18 protein-coding genes are annotated in these 19,323 nt (G+C 64.6%); 7 read left to right on the forward strand and 11 right to left on the reverse strand.

Features of this window, described 5'->3' with window-relative positions:
* Positions 1 to 18: 18 nt before the first annotated feature.
* Complete coding sequence (locus EGD98_RS09845) at positions 19 to 873, reverse strand: ribose-phosphate diphosphokinase (RefSeq protein ID WP_220588206.1); 855 nt, start codon at positions 871 to 873, stop codon at positions 19 to 21.
* A gap of 91 nt (positions 874 to 964) precedes the next feature.
* On the opposite strand from EGD98_RS09845, the gene EGD98_RS09850 reads away from it, so the two are divergent.
* On the forward strand, positions 965 to 1,411 hold the full coding sequence (locus EGD98_RS09850; protein ID WP_220588207.1) for a hypothetical protein: 447 nt from the start codon (positions 965 to 967) through the stop codon (positions 1,409 to 1,411).
* A 4-nt stretch (positions 1,412 to 1,415) separates the two neighbouring features.
* Here EGD98_RS09850 and EGD98_RS09855 read toward each other — a convergent pair whose 3' ends face one another.
* From EGD98_RS09855 to EGD98_RS09865, 3 genes are all read right to left on the reverse strand, one after another.
* A complete protein-coding gene (locus EGD98_RS09855; RefSeq protein ID WP_220588208.1) occupies positions 1,416 to 2,270 on the reverse strand; it encodes an HVO_0234 family beta-propeller protein in 855 nt (284 codons plus the stop codon).
* Positions 2,267 to 3,604 carry a glutamate-1-semialdehyde 2,1-aminomutase gene (hemL, locus tag EGD98_RS09860; protein WP_220588209.1) on the reverse strand — a complete coding sequence of 446 codons (1,338 nt, stop codon included), beginning with the start codon at positions 3,602 to 3,604 and terminating at the stop codon, positions 2,267 to 2,269. The genes EGD98_RS09855 and hemL overlap by 4 nt, the downstream gene beginning before the upstream one ends.
* Positions 3,605 to 3,751: 147 nt before the next feature.
* Entirely contained in the window at positions 3,752 to 4,582 is an 831-nt protein-coding gene (locus EGD98_RS09865) for a formate/nitrite transporter family protein (protein ID WP_220588210.1), read from the reverse strand.
* 499 nt (positions 4,583 to 5,081) lie between these two features.
* Here EGD98_RS09865 and cynS point away from each other — a divergent pair, with 499 nt between their 5' ends.
* The 3 genes from cynS to EGD98_RS09880 all read left to right on the forward strand — a co-directional run bounded on the left by cynS (position 5,082) and on the right by EGD98_RS09880 (position 6,305).
* Positions 5,082 to 5,570, forward strand: coding sequence for a cyanase (gene cynS / locus EGD98_RS09870; protein WP_220588211.1), 489 nt, complete (start codon positions 5,082 to 5,084; stop codon positions 5,568 to 5,570).
* Between the two features lie 107 nt (positions 5,571 to 5,677).
* Complete coding sequence (locus EGD98_RS09875) at positions 5,678 to 5,914, forward strand: antitoxin VapB family protein (RefSeq protein WP_220588212.1); 237 nt, start codon at positions 5,678 to 5,680, stop codon at positions 5,912 to 5,914.
* A gap of 1 nt (position 5,915) precedes the next feature.
* The gene (locus EGD98_RS09880; RefSeq protein ID WP_220588213.1) at positions 5,916 to 6,305 is read left to right on the forward strand and encodes a type II toxin-antitoxin system VapC family toxin; all 390 of its coding nucleotides are present in this window, start codon (positions 5,916 to 5,918) and stop codon (positions 6,303 to 6,305) included.
* Between the two features lie 54 nt (positions 6,306 to 6,359).
* On the opposite strand, the gene EGD98_RS09885 is transcribed toward EGD98_RS09880, so the two are convergent.
* Entirely contained in the window at positions 6,360 to 8,798 is a 2,439-nt protein-coding gene (locus EGD98_RS09885; RefSeq protein WP_220588214.1) for a DUF2309 domain-containing protein, read from the reverse strand.
* Between the two features lie 384 nt (positions 8,799 to 9,182).
* Here EGD98_RS09885 and EGD98_RS09890 point away from each other — a divergent pair, with 384 nt between their 5' ends.
* Together EGD98_RS09890 and EGD98_RS09895 are read left to right on the forward strand one after the other, a co-directional pair.
* Positions 9,183 to 10,631, forward strand: coding sequence for a proton-conducting transporter transmembrane domain-containing protein (locus EGD98_RS09890; protein ID WP_220588215.1), 1,449 nt, complete (start codon positions 9,183 to 9,185; stop codon positions 10,629 to 10,631).
* Positions 10,632 to 10,864: 233 nt separating this feature from the next.
* Positions 10,865 to 12,631: a nitrite/sulfite reductase gene (locus tag EGD98_RS09895; RefSeq protein WP_220588216.1), complete on the forward strand. Its 1,767-nt coding sequence runs from the start codon at positions 10,865 to 10,867 to the stop codon at positions 12,629 to 12,631.
* 562 nt (positions 12,632 to 13,193) lie between these two features.
* Here the strand turns inward: EGD98_RS09895 and EGD98_RS09900 are convergent.
* From EGD98_RS09900 to hemB, 5 genes are all read right to left on the reverse strand, one after another.
* Positions 13,194 to 13,835, reverse strand: a complete 642-nt coding sequence (locus EGD98_RS09900) for a chemotaxis protein CheC (RefSeq protein WP_220588217.1) — start codon at positions 13,833 to 13,835, stop codon at positions 13,194 to 13,196.
* A gap of 212 nt (positions 13,836 to 14,047) precedes the next feature.
* A complete protein-coding gene (lrp, locus tag EGD98_RS09905; RefSeq protein ID WP_220588218.1) occupies positions 14,048 to 14,506 on the reverse strand; it encodes an HTH-type transcriptional regulator Lrp in 459 nt (152 codons plus the stop codon).
* A gap of 10 nt (positions 14,507 to 14,516) precedes the next feature.
* Positions 14,517 to 14,873, reverse strand: coding sequence for a nitrogen regulatory protein GlnK1 (gene glnK1 / locus EGD98_RS09910; RefSeq protein WP_236039453.1), 357 nt, complete (start codon positions 14,871 to 14,873; stop codon positions 14,517 to 14,519).
* A complete protein-coding gene (locus tag EGD98_RS09915) occupies positions 14,866 to 16,185 on the reverse strand; it encodes an ammonium transporter (protein ID WP_220588219.1) in 1,320 nt (439 codons plus the stop codon). Before EGD98_RS09915 ends, glnK1 begins: the two co-directional genes overlap by 8 nt.
* Positions 16,186 to 16,700: 515 nt before the next feature.
* A complete protein-coding gene (gene hemB / locus EGD98_RS09920) occupies positions 16,701 to 17,681 on the reverse strand; it encodes a porphobilinogen synthase (protein WP_220588220.1) in 981 nt (326 codons plus the stop codon).
* A gap of 85 nt (positions 17,682 to 17,766) precedes the next feature.
* Here hemB and EGD98_RS09925 point away from each other — a divergent pair, with 85 nt between their 5' ends.
* Positions 17,767 to 18,393, forward strand: a complete 627-nt coding sequence (locus tag EGD98_RS09925) for a DedA family protein (protein WP_220588221.1) — start codon at positions 17,767 to 17,769, stop codon at positions 18,391 to 18,393.
* On the opposite strand, the gene EGD98_RS09930 is transcribed toward EGD98_RS09925, so the two are convergent.
* Positions 18,390 to 19,313, reverse strand: a complete 924-nt coding sequence (locus tag EGD98_RS09930; RefSeq protein ID WP_220588222.1) for a hypothetical protein — start codon at positions 19,311 to 19,313, stop codon at positions 18,390 to 18,392. The genes EGD98_RS09925 and EGD98_RS09930 overlap by 4 nt on opposite strands.
* Positions 19,314 to 19,323: the final 10 nt, after the last annotated feature.

Consider the following 19,323-nt stretch of genomic DNA (forward strand, 5'->3'; position numbering starts at 1 on the left):
CAGGTATCGCGACGGCGCCTATAGCTCCCGGGCCACGACCGGCGCGGCGCTGACATCGCTGACCACCCGCTCCAGGGTGTCGGTGCCGTAGACGGATTCGACGCCCGCACTCGACAGCTTCGTGAGCGCGTTGCTCGCGAGCATCGGGTGGACGCAGGTGACGTAGACCCGCTCGGCGTCGCGGTCGTTCAGGACGGCGACGGACTCGCTCATGGTCGAGCCGGTCGCGATGATGTCGTCGACCAGCACCACGTCCCGCCCCGCGACGGCGGCGTCGCTGGGGCGAATCTGGATGTCGCCGCTGTCGTAATCGCGGTCTTTCTCGAAGAAGTCCGTCGCGCCGGTCCCGTAGGCGTCTCTGACCGTTTCGGCCAGTTCGATGGCCCCCTCGTCGGGCGAGAGAAAGAGCGGCTCGTCGAGGTCGGCCGGGAGCGGCGCCGCGAGCACCGACGCGGCGTCGACGTTGGTCGCGGGAACAGTAAAGAAGTCACAGACGGCGGGCTCGTGGGGGTTGACGGTGACGACGCGGTCGGTCCCCGTCGAGATAGCACGGGCCATCGCTCGCGAGGAGACCGGTTCGCCCTCTCGGAACGCCTCGTCCTGGCGGGCATACCCCATGTACGGGACGACCGTGACGACCTCGTTGGCGCCGGCCTCGCGGGCGGCGTCCTGCAACTGGAGCACCTGGAGGTGGGCGTCCGAGTCGACCGTCGAGGCGACGACGACCGCCCGCTCGCCCGCTACCGCCTCGGGCACGCGGACGACGTGCTCCCCGTCAGGGAACCGTTCGTACTCGACCCGCCCGAGCGGTTCGTCGGCCGCCTCCGAGAGCGCCGCCGCAAACGCCTGTGTCTCCGCGCCGGGGATAATCATGTGCGAGGGGTGGCTGGCCGGGCTAAACCGCTTTTCGATTCGGGCCACCGGGAAGAGTTATCAATCGGTGTGAAGACACGTCGGGCAAGGGATGGAACGACGTGAACTGTGGTTTCTCGACTGGATAGACGTCGTTCAGTTCGGGGTCATCGCCACCGGAATTCTCTCGAGCGCTGTCGGCGCGCGGAAACTCGACGCGGCGTATCCACTCGAATCCCGGATGGAGCCGCTCGTCGGGACGCCGATAGGCGCCTGGAGCGTGTTCTGGCTCGGCGTCGGTCTCGTCGTTTTCGGCGTCGGCATGACCACCCCGTCCGTGCTGGAGGCGCACGATGTGGCCCTGTTTTCGGAGCGCCAGCGGTCGGGGCTGGTGCTATCGGGCTCCATCATCCTCCTCCCGTCACTGTTCGCAGGAGTGGGCATCTTTCTCGCGTTCCCGCTCCTCTATGTCACGGTGCCTGCTGGCCTTGCCGGGGTAGCCACCGCCATGGGGTGGCGAGTTGTCGAACTCGTGTGGCCTCGTCTCAGACCCTCCTGAGCGGTCACGCCACGGCGATACCGGCGACCTCGGGCACACCGAGCGACCGGGACCGCCAGCCCCCCCGGCCGTCGGCGGTCGCCTCGTCGGCCGTGTCCACGAGGAAGGTGCCGTCCTCGGTGATGGCGTAGGTGTCCTGCCCGTAGGTCACGTCGACGACCCGCTCGCGGACCGGGAGGTCACAGGGGCGCCAATGAGGGTCCGGGCTGGCGTTGCCGCGGTCGGTCAGTTCGTACAGTCCGTCGGCGTCGGCAGCGTGGACTCGGCCGTCGTCACTCCCGTCAGTCGCGACGACGCCGTGTGCCCCCGAGCGGACGGGCAGCCAGTTCTCCCTCGCACCGACGGTGCCCTCCTGAGCGTCACGCCTGTAGAGGCCGTCCGCCGTGGCGGCGAAGGGACCGGCCACGGCGGCGGCGTCGTGCAGGCCCAGATACGCACAGCCGGGCAGGCCGTAGACGCCGTCGGCGGCCGCGACGAGGTCGGGAGCGAGGGCTCGAACGTCGTCGACGGCCCCCATCTCCCACCACTCGCCGTCGTCGTAGCGGGCGACCCGTCCCTCGCCAGCGGCAACCAGCCCGTCGGCGTCGTACCCCACTGCCGTCGCGGGGCCAAACCCCGTCTCTGCGAAGCCGTCGTCGGTCGATATCAGCACCGAGTCCTCGGTGGCGACGGCGATTTCGCCGTTCGCGCCGGCGATGTCGCGGGCCGAACATCGGTTCGCGAGGCTGAACCGTCCAATCTGCCCACCGGCGGTCTCGACGCGAGTCACGCCCAGCCCCGACGCGACGTAGGCGTGGGTCTCCGCGCGGGTCTCGCCGTACATCCGCTTCTCGGAAATCGAGATGTCGTCGTCGCTCATATCGCCGTCTTGTAGGCCTCTAACGTCTCCTCGATGTCCTCGTCGGTGTGGGCGTCACAGACGAACTGGGACTCGAACTGATTGGCGGTGAGGAAGATACCCTGCTCTTTCATCGCGGGCCAGAACAGCCGCTCCCAGCGGTCGGTCTCCGCTCGCTTGACGTCGTGGCCGTTCTTCGGGCAGTGGTCGTACCGGGAACACTCCGTCCGCTGGGTGCAGCCGGCCTCGCAGTGGTCCTCGAAGGTGTCCGGCGCGTTTCTGGTGAAGATGACCTTGAACATCGAGTCGGTCCCGACCACGGTGTACTCGGGAGCCTGGTCCTCGAGGATGTCCTGCAGGCCGCCTCGGAGCTGCTCGGCCAGGCCGTTGACGTGACTGTACACGTCGTTCTCGGCGGCGTAGCGAAGGGTCTCAAGGCCGGCGGCCATCGTGACCGGGTGGCCGGAGAAGGTGCCCGACTGGAAGACGTCGCCGGCGGGCGTGAACTGCTCGATTATCTCGCTCTTGCCGCCGATAGCGCCGACCGGGAAGCCGCCGCCGACGATCTTCCCGAAGGTGGTGATGTCGGGGTCGATGTCGAACTTCCCCTGGGCACACTGGAGGCCGCCGACGCGGAAGCCGGTGATGACCTCGTCGAAGATGAGCAGGGAGCCGTTGTCGTCACACAGCTCTTCGAGGGTCTCGTGGAAGCCCTCGACGGGGTGGACGATACCGTAGTTACCCAGAATGGGCTCCGTGAGGACGGCCGCGATGTCGTCGCCGTGTTCGGCAAACACCTCGCGGGCGGCCTCGCGGTCGTTGAACGGAATCGTCAGGGTGTGCTCGGCGAAGCTCTCGGGGATACCCGGACTGGAGGGCGCAGTGTGGTCGCCCTCGCCCTCGACGAGCGTGGACTCCTGGGCCCCGTGGTAGCCGCTCTGCATGACGACGATCTTGTCGCGGCCGGTGTAGCCACGGGCCAGGCGGACCGCCGAGACGGTCGCCTCGGTCCCGGAGTTGACGAAGCGGGTCATCTCGACGCTAGGGACGTGGCGGGCGACGAACTCGGCGAGTTCGACCTCGACTTCGGTCGGGGCGCCGTACATCGGGCCTTCGGCGGCGCTTTGCTGGACGGCGGACTGGACCGACTCGGGCATATCGTGGCCCAGCAACAGCGGGCCATACCCCATCACGTAGTCGATGTAACGGTTGCCGTCGGCGTCGACGACGTGGCCGCCGTCGCCCTTCTGCACGAAGAACGGATAGGGACGGATGGCCCGCACCGATGAGTTGACGCCGCCCGGCATCACGGAGAGCGCCCGGTCGTACAGGTCGCGTGACTGCTCGTGGTTCATACCGCCGGCTTCGGTGGCGGGGTGAAAGAAACTGTTGGGTCAGGGCCGGAGCGGGCGGTATCTCGCCGCGGCGGCGGCGTCAGAGAGACGCCACTGGGCAGCCGTGACGACAGCGAAAAAGCGAGTCCTACTGCGAAACGAGCGGTCTCAGTCGTCGCTGACGGCGCCGGTGACGACGTTGTCGTCCATACTCCAGTCCCACTCGAAGCCGTACGAGGAGGAGATGTAGTAGTACGCCGCGCCCATGAACAGGATACCGCTGGCCATGTTCCCGGCGGTGACGACGGCGAGGTTGTACCCCATGCCGGCCCAGGAGACCCCAGCGGCGCCGGGAGCGGCGACGTTCGCTCCGTAGAGGATGGTCATGTTGGCGATACTGTGCTCGTAGCCCGAGCCGATGAACGCGAGCAGGCACCACCATATCATGATGAGCTTCGCCGAGGTGTTCTCCAGCTGGAAGTTGCTCCAGACGGCGAGACAGACGAGCCAGTTACAGAGCATCGCCCGCAGGAAGAGTGGGACGAGGTCCATGGACATCTTCGAGCCGCCGACGGCACCCAGCAGCGCCTCGGCGCCGCCGAGGACCCCCGCCTGCCAGGCCATCGCACCGACGAGGATGGAGCCGAGGAAGTTCCCGACCCAGGACCAGGTCCACACTTTCATCGTGCCGGGGAGTCCGACACGGCCCGAGAGCATCCCCATCGTCATGATCATGTTGTTCCCCGTAAACAGCTCGGAGCCCGCGACGATGACCAGGCTCAGTGCCCCGCCGAATACCGCTGCCATGACGAAGCCACGGAGCGGTTCGAACGTCGTCTGGTACATCGCGCCGCCGAAAAGGAACGTCATGACGACGATGAGCCCGAGATAGGCCCCGGCCATCATCGAGTGGACGATGTACGCCGGGAGACTCTTCTCTATCAGTTCTACCTGCGCCGCGGCCGCCTTACTGATCGACGTGACACTCTCCTGGTACATTTACGCTCCCCCCTCAACGTCGTATTCAAAATCTCGGCTTTTGTCGTCGATTACTAAACGTTCGCCTGAATTTTCCGCCGATAACCCATCGATACGCTTGCTGACTTCGGTCATTGTGCAACAAGACTCTGTTCGAAAGAGGTGATATATAAGCGTGGTTCTTCGATTGGGTTTCAGTCTTTAGAATGTACTAGGAATATGGTCAAATGTCGATTTAATCATCGTGATATTTCAGCAAAATTTGCAATTGTCTCAAATTCGCGCGTCTGCGTTCGTGTTTTCAATCCCTAATTACCGAGTTGTGCGCTCTCGGGTCGAGCAATTCGGGAAACGGAAATCCTATCAGCCGTATTGACAAAATTCCACTTCTGACCAGCATTATCGTATTATGTTCTTAGATTATCCCCATTCCCTGTTTGAATCTCCACCAGTATTAGGAAAATGGTTTAATATCACCTCCCACTCCCACCAACCGGGACAACCTCCCACGACACAACCAATGACAATCGATCGCAACACCATGGAGCCGTACGCGGAAGTTCGAAAAGATATGCGACGGAAAGTCGTCGATGCCAAAGAGATGCGCGAGCTCACCTTCTCCGACATCGAGGAGGCGACCGGCATCGACAAGACGTACATCGCCTCGGCCGTCTACGACGGCGCGAGCACGACCGAAGAGGAGGCCATCGCTATCGCCGAAGCGGTGGGGCTGGGCGGCGAGGAAGACGTCATCGAGGGGCTGCAGATTCCGCCGATGAAGGGCCAGGAGGACCCGTCGATTCCGTCCGACCCCGCCCTCTATCGGTTCTACGAGGTACCACAGGTGTACGGGCCCGCGATGAAGGCCATCATGCACGAGGAGTTCGGCGACGGCATCATGAGCGCCATCGACTTCGAGGTCAGCGTCGACAAGGAGATCCAGGACGGGGAGGAGCACGTCGTCATCACCTACGACGGCAAGTTCCTGCCGTACAAGAAGTTCCCGTAGCGACGCATCGGTAGACATCGTTTTCAAGCCGTTTTTCGCTAGCTAGTGTAGGGCCACACGACAGTTGAAGGATACCATTTTGTATCGCTGCATACAACTGTATGCATATGTCGAAGAGCATCCGTCTCTCCGAGGACGCCTACGAGCGTCTCGCCGCCCACAAACGGGACGACGAAACCTTCTCCGAGGTGGTGCTTCGCCTCGCGGGCGAGCGGTCACTCCTCGAGCTCGCGGGAATCCTCAGCGACGAGGAGGCCGAGTCACTGCGGGCCGCCGTCGACGAGCGTCGGGACCGGCGCGGTGGCGAACTCGAAGGGATTGCGGGCGAGATAGAGGACACCTAGCGTGTTGCTCGACACTTCGTTCCTCATCGACCTGATGAACGGCGACGAGGGCGCCGTCGAGAAGGCGCGCGAGATCGAAGCCGACCTCGTCCAGCAACGGCTCTCCTCGATGACGCTCTTCGAACTGTACTATGGCGTCGCCCGGGCGACAGACTCGGAGGGGGAACGCACGAAAATCGAGACGGTCCTCGAATCGAAGCCAGTCCATCCGGCCGATTCCGCCATCATGCGCAAAGCTGGCCGTCGCTCCGGCGAGTTGCTGAACGACGGAGACGCTGTCGGGGACGGTGACGTGATTATCGGGATGACTGCCGAAGTCGTCGACGAACCGGTGCTCACACGCAACGTCGATGATTTCGAGCGCCTCGGTGTCGACGTCGAGACGTATTGAGGCCTGGCGACGTATAGAAGCAGGAACCGAACAGAACCGCCGAAAACGGCTCTTTCAGTCGGTGCTTGCCACCGTAATCTTCGTCGTGAGCGTCGCGTCCAGTGGCTCCCACTCCAGGTCCGTCTGGTACCGGAAGGTCGCATCGTCCTGGGTGGGGTCGATGACCAGCAGGGAGAGCCAGTTGTTGTCAAGCAGCGCGGCCAGGTCGGGGTTGCGGTCGAGGATGTCCGTGACGGTGTCGACGGGCGCGTGGATGACCGTCGACAGCCGGATAGGCGTGTGCAGGGCCTGCCGGTCGTCGGCGTACAGCGACTGCAGGGGCAGGCCCATCTGCAGGTCGCCGCCGTTGCCCTGCATGACGCCGACGTTGCCCACGGCGTTGTGGGTCGTCTTCGAACCGCTGCCGTAGACCTCGTTGTCGACCGTCGAGAAGTAGTACTGGGCGTTTATCATCTGACAGACGACCAGCGGCCCCGCCATGATGTTCTCCAGGGCCTCGCCCTCGGGGTCGCCCTCCCAGTCGTACGAATGGAGGAACGACCGCCCCTCGAGGTCGACGTCTTCGGTCAGCTCCCGGGGGGCGATGACGAAGCCGGCGTTGCCCGACAGCCCGATTTCGGGCCGGGGCTGGGCCCAGTCGTCGGTGCGGGTCTCGGTCTCGCGGACGGGGTCGTCGGCGTCGACGCCCAACGTCTCCAGTCGCTCCTCGGCGGCACCGGCCTGGGCCGTCTCCAGGTCCTCGCGAAGGTTGTCGACGACGGCCTGCTGGGCGTCGGTGAGGTCCTGTCCCTCGGTGAAGACGGTCACCGCGTCGGTCGTGGTGTTGTGCCGGCCAGCGAGGAAGACGGTGTCGTCGGGGACCTCGATACCGCGCTCGGCGAGCCGTTCACGCACCTCCGGGTCGTTACAGATGGTCGCGAGCACGCGCGCGTTCGGCGTGCCGGGGCTGCCCGAACAGGCGCCACAGTCGATACTCGACTTGTAGGGGTTGTTGACGGTCTGACTCTCGTGGCCGGTGAACACGACCACGGGGGCAAAGTCGTCCCATCCCATGAGGTCGAACGCGGCCTCCGCATAGAAGGCCTTCTGCTCGGGTGAGATGCCGATAGCCGGGGAGTCTGGAGCGTCCTCGTCGGCCGTCTCGGAAAGCGTCAGCGAGGAGAACGTCGCCGGGTCGTCGGGCCCGACGCGCCCCCGCGCATCGTGGACTTTCGACGGGAACAGCGTCCGGGAGGCGAGCGCAGCCCCGAAGAAGGTCCCGGAGGCCTCGACGAAGCCGAAGGCCGCGGCCAGGTCGTTTTTCAGGGATTTGAGGAACTTGTTGCCGTCCGTCTTCAGGCGGTCCCACCGTTCGTAGGACGTCGTCGCCGGGTCGTCGGCCGGTGGGTGCTCGGTGACGTGGTGTTTCGGGTCGACCATCACCGGACAGGAGTCGGTCTGGACCTTCGACTGGTGGCCCCTGTACTCGATGGGGACGCCGAAGAAGCCGGCGTACCCGTGGGTCTCGTAGTCGCCGGTCGCTTCGAGCTGTCGGCGGATAATCTCAGAGCGCGTGTCGATACAGAAGACGAGCTGGGCGTCGGGCCGGTCGGCGTCCAGCTGCGTACTCGACGTGGCCAGTCCTTTGTTGATGTCCTCCAGCAAGTCGTCCTGATAGCTGCGCTCCCACGCTGTCAGCCAGATCTCCTGGAGCCGGAAGTCGGCCTGTTTGGGCCGCTCGGTGCCGTCGGTCTCCGGCAGGACGTCGGCGCCCATGTGTTTGGCGAGGATGAGTCGGACGCCGAGATAGTCGACCAGCGTGACGGGGTATTTGTCCTGCCAGGGGTTGTTGTTCGCCTCGGCCCGCTGTTTGATGAGCCCGACCCAGCCCGGCAGGGCGGCCAGGTGGTGTTCGAAGATGGCCTCCCATTCGTCCTCGTCGTACCCAGTGATGACGGCGAAGATAGCCTCCATAGCCGTCTCGGGGGCGTCAGTCAGTCGGTCGCGGTAGTACGTCGCGACGTTGGTCTCGGATTCGGGAATCCGGCTGTCGTAGGGCGCGACCGCCCGCCAGGACTGGTAGAAACCCTGCTCGCGGTCGGGCATGGGCCAGCCGGCCTGTCCCTGGTCGAGGAAGGCCGCGAGCCACTTCGAGCACAATCTGTTCAGCCGCTCGTCGTGGGTATCGCTGCTCGAGCGTTCGTCCGCTTCGTGGGCCATCCGCCGCAGGAGCGCCCCGGGCTCCTCGTCGATACCGTGTTCCTCGAGCAGGTCGTTGAGGATGGTCGCGTCTATCTCGCCCGACTCCCAGGCCTGGCGGAACTGGTCGACGGTCGGGTAGCCACGGCCGTCGAACAGCGCCTCGGCGTCCTCGACAGCCTGCCGGAAGGGCCTGTCCTCGAACCCGGAGAGGGGGTTGGCGGCCACGTCGGAGTACAGCGGCCAGACCCGACCCAGACGGTCCGCCGCGTGCTCTATGTGCGTCCGAACAGTCGTCGGATCGATATCGACCATCGTATAGATAACACCAGTTGGAGTTGAAAAGCGGGAGCTATATCTTAATATCTTCGCATATATGTAGACGCATCTGGCTGAATTCCTAAAATAATTCAAAGGCACTAGAGCAGTTTCGGACCGGCAAGACCGCTACGCGTCGCCAAACGTAGCGAGGGGCGTGCGTAGCAGGCCCTCGATGCGGAACAGAGAGGGACCGGAAGTCCCTCAAGCAGTCGGGCGGCAGCGCCGCCCGACGACGGGGAACACAGTGACCCGTGGGGCGCAGTGAGTCGTTTGTTCAGCGTTCCGAGCCAATACTTTGCATTTTAGGAATTATATCACCACTTACCAGTCGTGCACGGAAATTTTAAACGTATAAGTGGTTATCCTCCGATACCATAGATGTCCCATACGAGTCAACAGTACAGCGCCATCCCGGTCGTCTCGACGACCCTGGTCTGGACGCTGTTCGTCGGGAGCGTCGTCCTCGTCGCAGCCACCGCCTGGTTCAGCATCGAGCTCGCGGCCGAACCGCTGGTACGGGTCGACGGGTTAACGAAAGTGATGTGGGTCGCAGTGACCTTCTTCAGCGGTATCGTCCAGAGCTTCTCCAGGCGGTATATGACGGCAAACAGGGACGTCGACCTGTTTTTCGCACGCATCATGCTGTTTACCCTGGTGGTGATGACGCTGGTCGCGGCCGACCACGTGGTCCTGTTCCTCCTCGCCTGGACCCTGATGGGGCTGCTGATGGCGGAGCTCATCGGCCACGTCAGGGCCTGGCCGCAAGCACAGGCTGCCAAGCGCCTCTCGCGACGGTACTTTCTCGCCGGGAGCGGGCTGCTGGGAGTCGGCCTGCTCGCGCTGTCTACGGGGACCGGGAGCGCCACCATCTCGGGGATACTGGCGTCGGTCGACACGCTCCCGCGGTCGACGCTGCTGCTGGCGGCAGCCCCCATCCTGCTGGCGGCGCTCGTCCAGTCGGCGCTGGTCCCCTTCCACGGGTGGTTGCTCTCCTCGATGACGGGGCCGACGCCGGCAAGCGCCATCATGCACGCCGGGTTCGTCAACGCCGGCGGCCTCCTGCTGACGCGGCTGGCGCCGGTGTTTGCGTTACAGGAGTTCGTCATGCTGGGTATCGTCGCGCTGGGCGCGGTCAGTTCCATCCTCGCACAGGCGATGATGCTCGTCAAGGCCGATTACAAGGGCCGGCTGGGCTGCTCGACCGTGGCCCAGATGGGATTCATGATACTGCAGTGCGGGCTGGGCTTTTTCGCCGCGGCGGTGGCCCACCTCATCATCCACGGGTTCTACAAGGCGTATCTGTTCCTCTCGACGGGCTCGCAGGTCGTCAAGAAAGCGCCGAAAACGAAGAAAAAACGCTATCCCTCGGTCGTCACCACCGCCGTTGCACTGCTGACGGCCGTCGCCGGCGGCGCGGTCTTTGCCCTCCTGACGGGGAAGGGGACCACGCTCACCGACACCGGCATCTTCCTCGCAGTCATCGTCGTCGTGAGCGTCTTTCGCGGCGCGACGGAGCTGCTCGACAACGAGTCGCTTCCGGCTCTCGTCCGGCTGGGCGGGATGCCGCTCGTAATGCTTCCGGCGCTGGCGCTGTACGCGGGTGTGTACAACGGCGTCTACGTCCTGCTGAAAGACCTCCCGATGGTCAAGGCCGGCATGGCGATGACCCCTGCACACTGGGTGCTGCTCGGGCTCTTCCTGCTTGGCCACCTATCGGTCCAGCTGGGCTGGCTCCAGCGCAGCCGGCGCCTCTATGTCACGCTACTGAACGCGGCACAGGCCGACCCCGCCACGATTCCGGGCGCCAGTGGAGAGTACGAGAACTAGGCGGGCCGACCGGCCCGTCGGACAGCCGATTGTGCGTTTTTCCACAAAGACAACTAAACTCCTTAAACACCTGTAGGCGTCTATAATTTTGAACATTTAGCTGATTCTCCGCTTTGTATGACGATTGTTTCAATGGTCAGGTTTTTACTTAGCCAGGCGGATGGTTTATCCGAGTATAAACGCACAGAGCGAAACTACACTGTGCGAAAATTCACTATACGAGGTTACCAACAATGGGAAACAAAGCAGAAGAAATCAAAGGCGAGATGTACGGGGACGAGGTACGGGAGAAAATAGAGGAGTTCGCGGAGCGCGGCTGGGAGAATATCCCGGAAGACGAACGCGACGAGTGGTTCAAGCGGTTCCTGTTCTGGGGCGTGTTCCACCACCGCGAGGGTCAGGAGTCCTATTTCATGATGCGACTGACCAACTGCGGCGGCGTGCTGGAACCGGGCCAGCTCCGCGCCATCGGTGAGGTGGCCGAAGAGTACGCCAGCGGGCCCGTCGAGAACCCCGAGTTCGGCGACGCGTGGATCGACTTCACCACCCGACAGTCCATCCAGATGCACTGGCTCAAACTCGAGGACGTCCCGGAGATCTGGGACAAGCTCGAGGGCGTCGGGCTGACCAGCCGGTCGGCCGGCGGCGACACGATGCGGAACATCTCCGGCTGTCCGGTCGCGGGCAAGGGCGAGGAGTACATCGAGTCCCGCCCCATCTTAGACGAGATTCAGGAGACCATCCGCGGGGACGACGACCTCTGTAACATGCCCCGGAAGTTCAACATCTCGGTGTCGGGCTGCAAGCAGGGCTGTGCCCAGGACGCCATCAACGACATCGGGCTGGAGCCGGCCCACAAGTTCATCGACGGCGAAGAGGTCAAAGGGTTCAACGTCCGCGTCGGCGGCGGTCTCGGGGGTCGTGAGCCGCGCAACGCCCGCCCGCTGAACCTGTTCATCGAGCCCGAACACGCCGTCGAGACGGTCCGTGAGTTCGTCGAGTACTACCACGAGAACGGCAACCGGACCAACCGGTCGAAGAACCGCGCACGGTTCTTCGTCGACGAGCACGGCACCGAGAAGATTCGCGAGGACCTCGACGAACGGCTCGACTTCGAGTTCGAGACCGCCGGGACGGACTTCCGCGGCGAGTACACCTACAACGCCGGCAAGAACACCGAGTTCGGCGCCCACGACCACGTCGGCGTCTACGACCAGAAAGACGACAAGAACTACGTCGGCCTCTCCGTTCCGGTCGGCCGGCTCCCCGCCGAGGACGTCGTCGAGCTCGCGGACCTGGCCGAAGCCTACGGCTCCGGCGCGGTGCGGCTCACTCGCCGGCAGAACCCACTCATCATGGACGTGCCCGATGGCAACCTGGCGAATCTGCTGAACGAGCCGTTCCTCGATAAGTACTCGCCCGAGCCCAACCCGTTCACGCAGGGTGCAGTGGCCTGTACCGGAACGGAGTTCTGCTCGCTGGCGCTCACCGAGACGAAAGCCCGGATGGCCCGCATGCTGCGCTGGCTGGGCGACAACGTCGAGCTGCCAAGCGACGTCGACCGCATCAAGATGCACTACTCGGGCTGTACCGCCGACTGTGGCCAGGCCATGACCGGCGACATCGGCCTCCAGGGGATGCGCGCCCGCAAGGACGGCGAGATGGTCGAGGCGCTGGACGTCGGCGTCGGCGGCGGCATGGGCGAGGAGGCGGAGTTCACAGAGTGGGTCCGCCAGCGCGTCCCCGCCGACGAGGTGCCCGGCATGATTCGTAACATCGCCGAGGCCTACGCGGCGCTGCGCTCGGAGGGCCAGACCTTCAGCGACTGGGTCGCCGCTACCGGTCACGAGACGCTGGTCGAACTCGCCGAACCCGAGGAGGTCGAGGGGTACGAGGACCCCTGCCTCAACGACGCCAAACAGTCGTGGTACCCCTTCGAGGACGGCGAGAGCCCGGCCCCGACCGACAAGAACGGCCAGCCCATCTCGGCGGACGACTGACGATGCAGGAGCCTGACGAGCCGGAGACGGAGCCAGAGCACGTCCAGGAGGTGGCCTACGACGCCGCGCCGGAACTCATAGAGTAGGCGAGCCACCGCGGCTCGTTAGTGCGGCCACCGGTCCGAATCCGGAACCCCGACGGCATCGCTCGTGTCCATCTGTACTGCCGTCGGCTCGTTTCTGCGAGTGATACGCTGCTGTAGTTCGTACAGCTATTCTCGGTGGCGAGCGTTTGGTAGAGCCGGCAGTATGGGCATCGTTCCGATACGTGCCGCTTCCTGACGGGCATTTTTGTACCGTTACAGTGACGGATTTCGTATGACCGAGGAGTTCGATACAGCCAACTCGCTCTGGACCCGCTGCCCGGCGAAAAAGTCGCGTACGACGAACGCGAGGCTATCTGCGACGAACTCCCGCTCGGTGTCCCGACCAGCGCCGTCGTGCCCGATGCCGCTCTGGAACTCTCAGCCGACCGCAAGCACGAGGCGTCCGACGATATCGAGGGTTCTGGCCGTAACTGGAAGCGATTGATACACCGGCTGTACGTTCCCAGACCGGACGCTTACACCAACTCGTCTGCCTGCGTGTCCTCGGCAACGTCCGTATCGAGGTCGATACCCTGGATGAGCTCGACCAGGTCCCCGAGTTCGGGGAAGGTGTAGACGGTCATCCCGAGGTCGCCGTCCTCGACGGTGATCTGTGAGTCGATGACGAAGACGAGTTCCGAGTCGGGCCAGCCGCCCATCTTCTCGATGATGCCGCTGGCCGGGCCGAGCACGAAGTTGGGCGTCCCCATGTCGATGGTCGTGTCCAGAACGTTCGCCCAGCCGTCGATGAACGCAGAGGTCATGATGTTGCCGATCTCCTGCATCGCGGAGCGCTCCATCTCGGAAAAGCCCTCGCCCTCGCCCGCCTCCCCCATGCCGCCCATCATCGCGCCGGCGAGTCGCTTGCTGTCGGCCGGGTCGAGCATGAACAGGACGTAGCCATAGGGCGGTTCGTTCAGCTCGACGTAGATACCGACCTGCCGCTCGTCGCCGATGTGTGTCGTGACGTCGTCGATGTCGAGAAAGTTAATTTGAGACGTGTGGACCGAAGCGTCCAGTCCGGTGAGCTGGCCGAGATGGTCCGCGACGGTCCCCGACCCCTCCTTTGCCATCTGGTTGAAGAGGTCGAGCTTTCGCACGTCGACTTGCAGGCCCATACCCCATCGAACGAGTGGACCGGCTTAATGGCACCGTCGCCACTATCAGAAGTGGTTCCGGTGGCAGCCGCTGGTGCGGTTGAAAACGGAGAACACACGGAGACCGTGTGTCTACCCTGCGCGGCAGTACAGCCGCGCAGGTGTGTTACACGACGCGGCTGTTCTGCCGCGTCGGTGGTGCGACGCTGCGGCAATGCAGCCCCAGCGGTGTGTCACTCGCCGGTGTCGTCGACCGGGAACTGTTCGTGTTCGCGGACCGTGTTCAGCACGACGGAGGTGGCTGCGGAGTGGATATCAGGGTCGGTCAGCAGTTCCTTGATGTGTGCGTTCATCTCTTCGGTATCGCGGAACTTCCCGACGGCGACGATGTCGTGGCTGCCGGTCACCTCGTACACCGCGACCATGTTGTCCAGATCGCGGAGCCGCTCGGTCACCGTCTCGAGCCCACTGCCATCGACCGACAGCTGGAAGACGGCAGTCACGTCGTACCCCAGTGCCGCGTAGTCGACGCGAGCGGTGTACTCCTCGATGACGCCGGTCTCGACCAGCTGGTCCATCCGTCGCGACACCGTCGTCGCGGCGACCCCGGTCTCGGCGGCGACATCGCGGGCACTCGCCCGGCCGTCGCGCAGTAGGGCGTTCACCACCTGTCTGTCGATATCGTCGACCATCGCCCGCCGCTCAGACGGCCTCGGGACCGGTCTTGCCTGTTCGGACCTGGTGGGCATCCTCGACCGGGAGGACGAAGATCTTCCCGTCGCCTTTCTCGCCCGTGTGGGCGCCTTCGGCGATGGCGTCGACGACGTCCTCGGCGGGGATGTCCGCGACGACTGTCTCGATTTTGACCTTCTGGTGGAGGTCGACGACGTACTCCTCGCCGCGCCACTGCCCCTTCTTGGCGGGCTGTGAGCCGCGGCCGGAGACGTTCGTCACCGTCAGCGAGGGGGCACCGACTTCCGCCAGCGCCTGTTTCACGTCACCGAGTTTGTCGGGTCGGACCATTGCAACGATCATCTTGATTTCGTTTTCGTCAGTCATCTTTGGAGCCTCGAGTTGCTTCGATGTCTTCGCTCATGATACCACCGTCTGCCACAACACTCTCGCCCGAGCCGAACTCGGGGTAGGTCTCGACGCCGTGTTCGCTGACGTCCAGGCCTTCCTGCTCGTGTTCGGGCGTGACGCGGGCCTCGCCCATCGCCTTCAGCACGTACCAGACCACGGCAGTCGCGGTCAGCGTCCAGCCGCCGATGACGACGACGCCGACTACCTGGGGGATGAGACCCTCGATCATGAAGCCCACGTTCGGCGTCCAGCCGCTCCAGGCGCCCGCTGCGACGAAGGAGTACAGCAGCGTCCCGATGACGCCCGCGCTCCCGTGGACCGGGAAGACGGCACAGACGTCGTCGATGTTGAGCTTGGTCTCGACGAACTTGAACACGATGGGGAGCTGTGCGCCGGAGATGATACCGACGATCAGTGCGCCCTGCCAGATCGTGGTGTGGGGAATCGCCGTGATACCGACCAGCCCGGCCAGCAGGCCGTTAGCGACGTACAGCGTGTCGACCTTGCCGGTCTGGAACCACGCGACTGCGCCGGCGGCGATAGCGCCCATCGCCATCGCCAGGGTCGTCGTAATCGCGACCTGACCGAGCTGTGCGGCTGCGAAGCCGTCTGCACCGTAGATGGCCGAGGTGCCGACGTTGAAGCCGTACCAGCCAAAGGCCAGGATGAGCGTCCCGAGCACGGCGAAGGTCATCGAGTGGCCGGGGATGACGTTCGCGGAGCCGTCCTCGTTGAACCGGCCCATGCGCGGACCGAGAATCGCGGCGGCCGTGAGGCCGGCGATGCCGCCCATCCCGTGGACGATCATCCCGCCGGCGAAGTCGGTGAACGGAGTGCCGGTGATGATTTCGACGAGCCCGGTGTTGGTGGCACTCCAGGTGAAGGAGATGACCACCGGGTAAATCACCGCGGCCAGCAGGATGGTGTAGGTGATGTACGCGCGGAGCTTCGCACGACCGGCCACCGCCCCGGAGACGATGGTCGCGCCGGTCATGGCGAAGACGGCGCCGTACAGGAAGTCGATGAAGCCGAGACCGCTAGCCGTGCCGCCCCAGGAGAACGACCCGCCGCCGGCGATCCCCGCGATGCCGGTGCCGACGAGGAAGAACGCCACCACACCTATCGACCAGGTGAGCAGGTTCTTCGTGAGCTGGTTCGCCACGTTCTTCGAACGCACCTGCCCCGCCTCGAGCATGGCGAAGCCGGCGTGCATGAAGAAGATCAGGAACGATACTATCAGTATCCACGTGTAGTTCAGCGCTTCCGTGCTGGCTTGGAGTAGTACCATAGTGTGTATGAGTTCGCGTTTATTGCGTTTGAACGTCCAACTTTATCGGCGCGAGCGCCAACTTCGTCAAGTCGTTCACGGAGAAATCTCTGGCAACAACACTACATAAAGGTTAGGTTTATGAAAACGCATATTCTGGCCCAGACATAGACGAACGTCCAGACTACCGCATGGTATAATGCATATAAGGTTGTTCTCCGTCAAGAAACTCGGCATCTGTCTACTGGTAATTTGGACGTTCGTAAACCGTGATTTCACCGGTTCGAGGCCATAGCGGAGTGTTTTGCTTGCGCGCGCTGGCCCCGCCAGCGTCCGGCACCGGCTTCGAGACCAGAAACACCCAGTTTCGGGCGATAGGGGCCACAGATACAACAAGTAGCGAACCAGCGACTGGGAAGCCGGGTCGATATTGAAATTCCGGAACGAAAGTCGGGGTAAAGATTTACAATCGCGAATGGGACTCGCCCGGACTGTCGTGGTCCGGGCCGACCTCGGGCCGGCGGTAGGCTACGGTCTCACAGTCGGTCGGCGATGTCTTCGGCGAAGTACGTGAGGATGAGGTCGGCCCCGGCCCGTTTGATAGAGAGCAGCGACTCGTGGGCGACCGCTTCGAGCTGGAGCCACCCCTTGTCGGCGGCGGCGTGTAACATTGCGTACTCCCCAGAGACGTTGTAGGCGGCGACGGGGTGGTCGTAGTCCTCGCGGACCTGCGCGACGACGTCCAGATACGGCAGCGCGGGTTTGACCATCAGCACGTCCGCGCCCTGTTCGACGTCGAGTTCGACCTCGCGGCGGGCCTCCCGAGCGTTGGCGGGGTCCATCTGGTAGTGCCGGCGGTCGCCGAAGGCGGGCGCCCCGTCGGCGGCGTCCCGGAAGGGGCCGTAGAAGGCCGACTCGAACTTGGCCGCGTAGCTCATGATGGGTACCTCGCTGTGGCCGTCGGCGTCCAGCGCCGCCCGTATCGCACCGACCATCCCGTCTATCATCCCGGAGGGTGCGACCATGTCCGCGCCCGCACGTGCGTGACTCACCGCAATCTTCCCGAGCAGGTCGAGCGTCTCGTCGTTGCGGACGGTGAGGTCAGGGTCAACCTGTGCGTGGTCTTCCAGGAGGCCGCAGTGGCCGTGGCTCGTGTACTCACAGAGACAGACGTCCGTGATGACGTAGGCGTCGGTCGCCTCGCTGATACGCCGCACTGCGTCCTGGACGACGCCGTCCTCGGCCCAGGCCCGCGAGCCCTGCTCGTCCTTCGATTCGGGGATACCGAAGACCATGATGGCCTCGACGCCCGTCTCGAGTACCTCCTCGACGCGGGCGACGCTCTCCTCGACCGGCACCCGTTCGTGGCCCGGCATCGTCTCTATCGGGACTCGCTCGTCGGTCGTCGCGTCGACGAACACCGGAGCGATAAGGTCCGACGCCGATACCTCGGTCTCACGTACCAGGGGCCGCACGCCGTCGGTCCGGAGTCGGCGCGGGCGACGTGTCATATCCATGTCCGACTCTGTGACCCTGAGGGCCATGAACCCACCGCTGTCCGGAGCGCAAGTAATATGTCGCAATCAGGATATGTTTGGGACGATGGCACCCGCCACGACCCGCAGTCCGGTCAGAGTGTTCGCCGAGGACTACGGGCTCCTGGTCGTCGCCGGGCTCTTTGCCGTACTCGGCGTCGCGGGCGCGGCGTTGTACGTCTTCGGCGACACCAGCTACGCCCAGTCGCTGCTCCAGCGGTACGGGCTGGTGGCGCTCCTGTTCGTGTTCGTCCTCGAGGGCGCGATGTTACTCTACTTCGCGCCCAGCGAGGCGCTCGTCCCGGCGGCGGTCACAGTGTTAGCCGGGCGAGCCGAGGGGTACCACGTACCGACGGTCGCCGCTATCCTGGCGGTCGCCGTCGTCGGCGCCACCGTCGGGCAGACGACGCTGTTCCTGCTGGCCAAGCGAGGTGGCCGGGAGTGGCTGCTCGAACGGCCGTGGTTCCGGGTCGACGAGGCGCGGCTGGACCGCTTCGGCGCGACCTTCGACAGGTATGGCGTCCTGGCCGTCCCGGTGAGCAACACACTGCTGTTCACTCGCGGTATGTTGACCGTGCCCGCGGGGGTGGCGGGCATGACGACCCGCCGGTTCGTCGCGCTCTCGGCGCTTGGAACTCTCTCGTTCGAACTGGTGCTGGCCGGGACCGCGATGGGTGTGCTCGAACTGCTCTAGCTGTAGTACTCGCCGGCGTCGCGAGTCCCAGTGATGATACCCTTGCGCCCCTCCTGCGTGTAAGAGATGTCCTCGACTGCCCCGAACTGTGCGTCCACCTCGCCGGAGCTGTTGTCGTTGTCCTCGACGTACCGTTCGAGCGTCGCCGTGTCCACGTCACGCGGGCGGTCGTAGAGGTAGACCCACTTCTCCTCGACAGTCCCGCCGTCGACGACGCTGCGTGCGCCCTCGGCGACCAGGTTCTCGAATCGACCGCTCCTGGCCGTGGTCCCCTCGGGGTCGTCCATCGTCTTTCCGCGGACCAGCGTGCCCGCCCCCAGCGCCTCGACGAGTGCCCCCATGTCATCGCTTGCCTCGGCGTAGCGGTCGACGTCGCCAGTCCGGGCGTCGACCACCGTCTGGAGGCGGTCGCTCGGGTCGACCGCGTCGGGGGCGTACCGGTCCACCGCCGAGACGAGCAGCGTGCCGTCGGCGATAGCGAAGACCGTCCCCGTCTCGGGATTGCGGTAGCGGGCGTACCCCTTGTACTCGCCGGCGCGGTCGTAGCCCGCCCCGCGTAGGTCCGAGACGGCGGCCTCGCGGTCGAACTCGGCGGTGACGACGTCGACCGAACCGACGGCGACGACGGCCGTCGCGTCGGCCCAGCCCAGCCCGACTGGCTGCCACGTCCGCTCGAAGACGGTCGGCTCGCCTCCGAGGCTGTCCCGATTGGCCGCGAGCGTCGCCAGGTCGTAGTAATCAAAGCGGTAGTGGTCGGCGTTGTTCAGGGCGGCCGGCGCCGGCAGCCACTGGGTGAACACGGCCGTGTCTCCGCTGTCGGACCCGAACAGGCTCGCACAGCCGGCGCTGGCGACCACCGCACCGGTCGCAGCGAGGCCCCGGGCGAGCATGGCTCGCCTCGTGGGATTGCTGCCGGACATGACAGGGAAA

Origin of the sequence: Haloarcula salinisoli (assembly GCF_019599405.1) — an archaeon.
Taxonomy (GTDB): Archaea; Halobacteriota; Halobacteria; order Halobacteriales; family Haloarculaceae; genus Haloarcula; species Haloarcula salinisoli.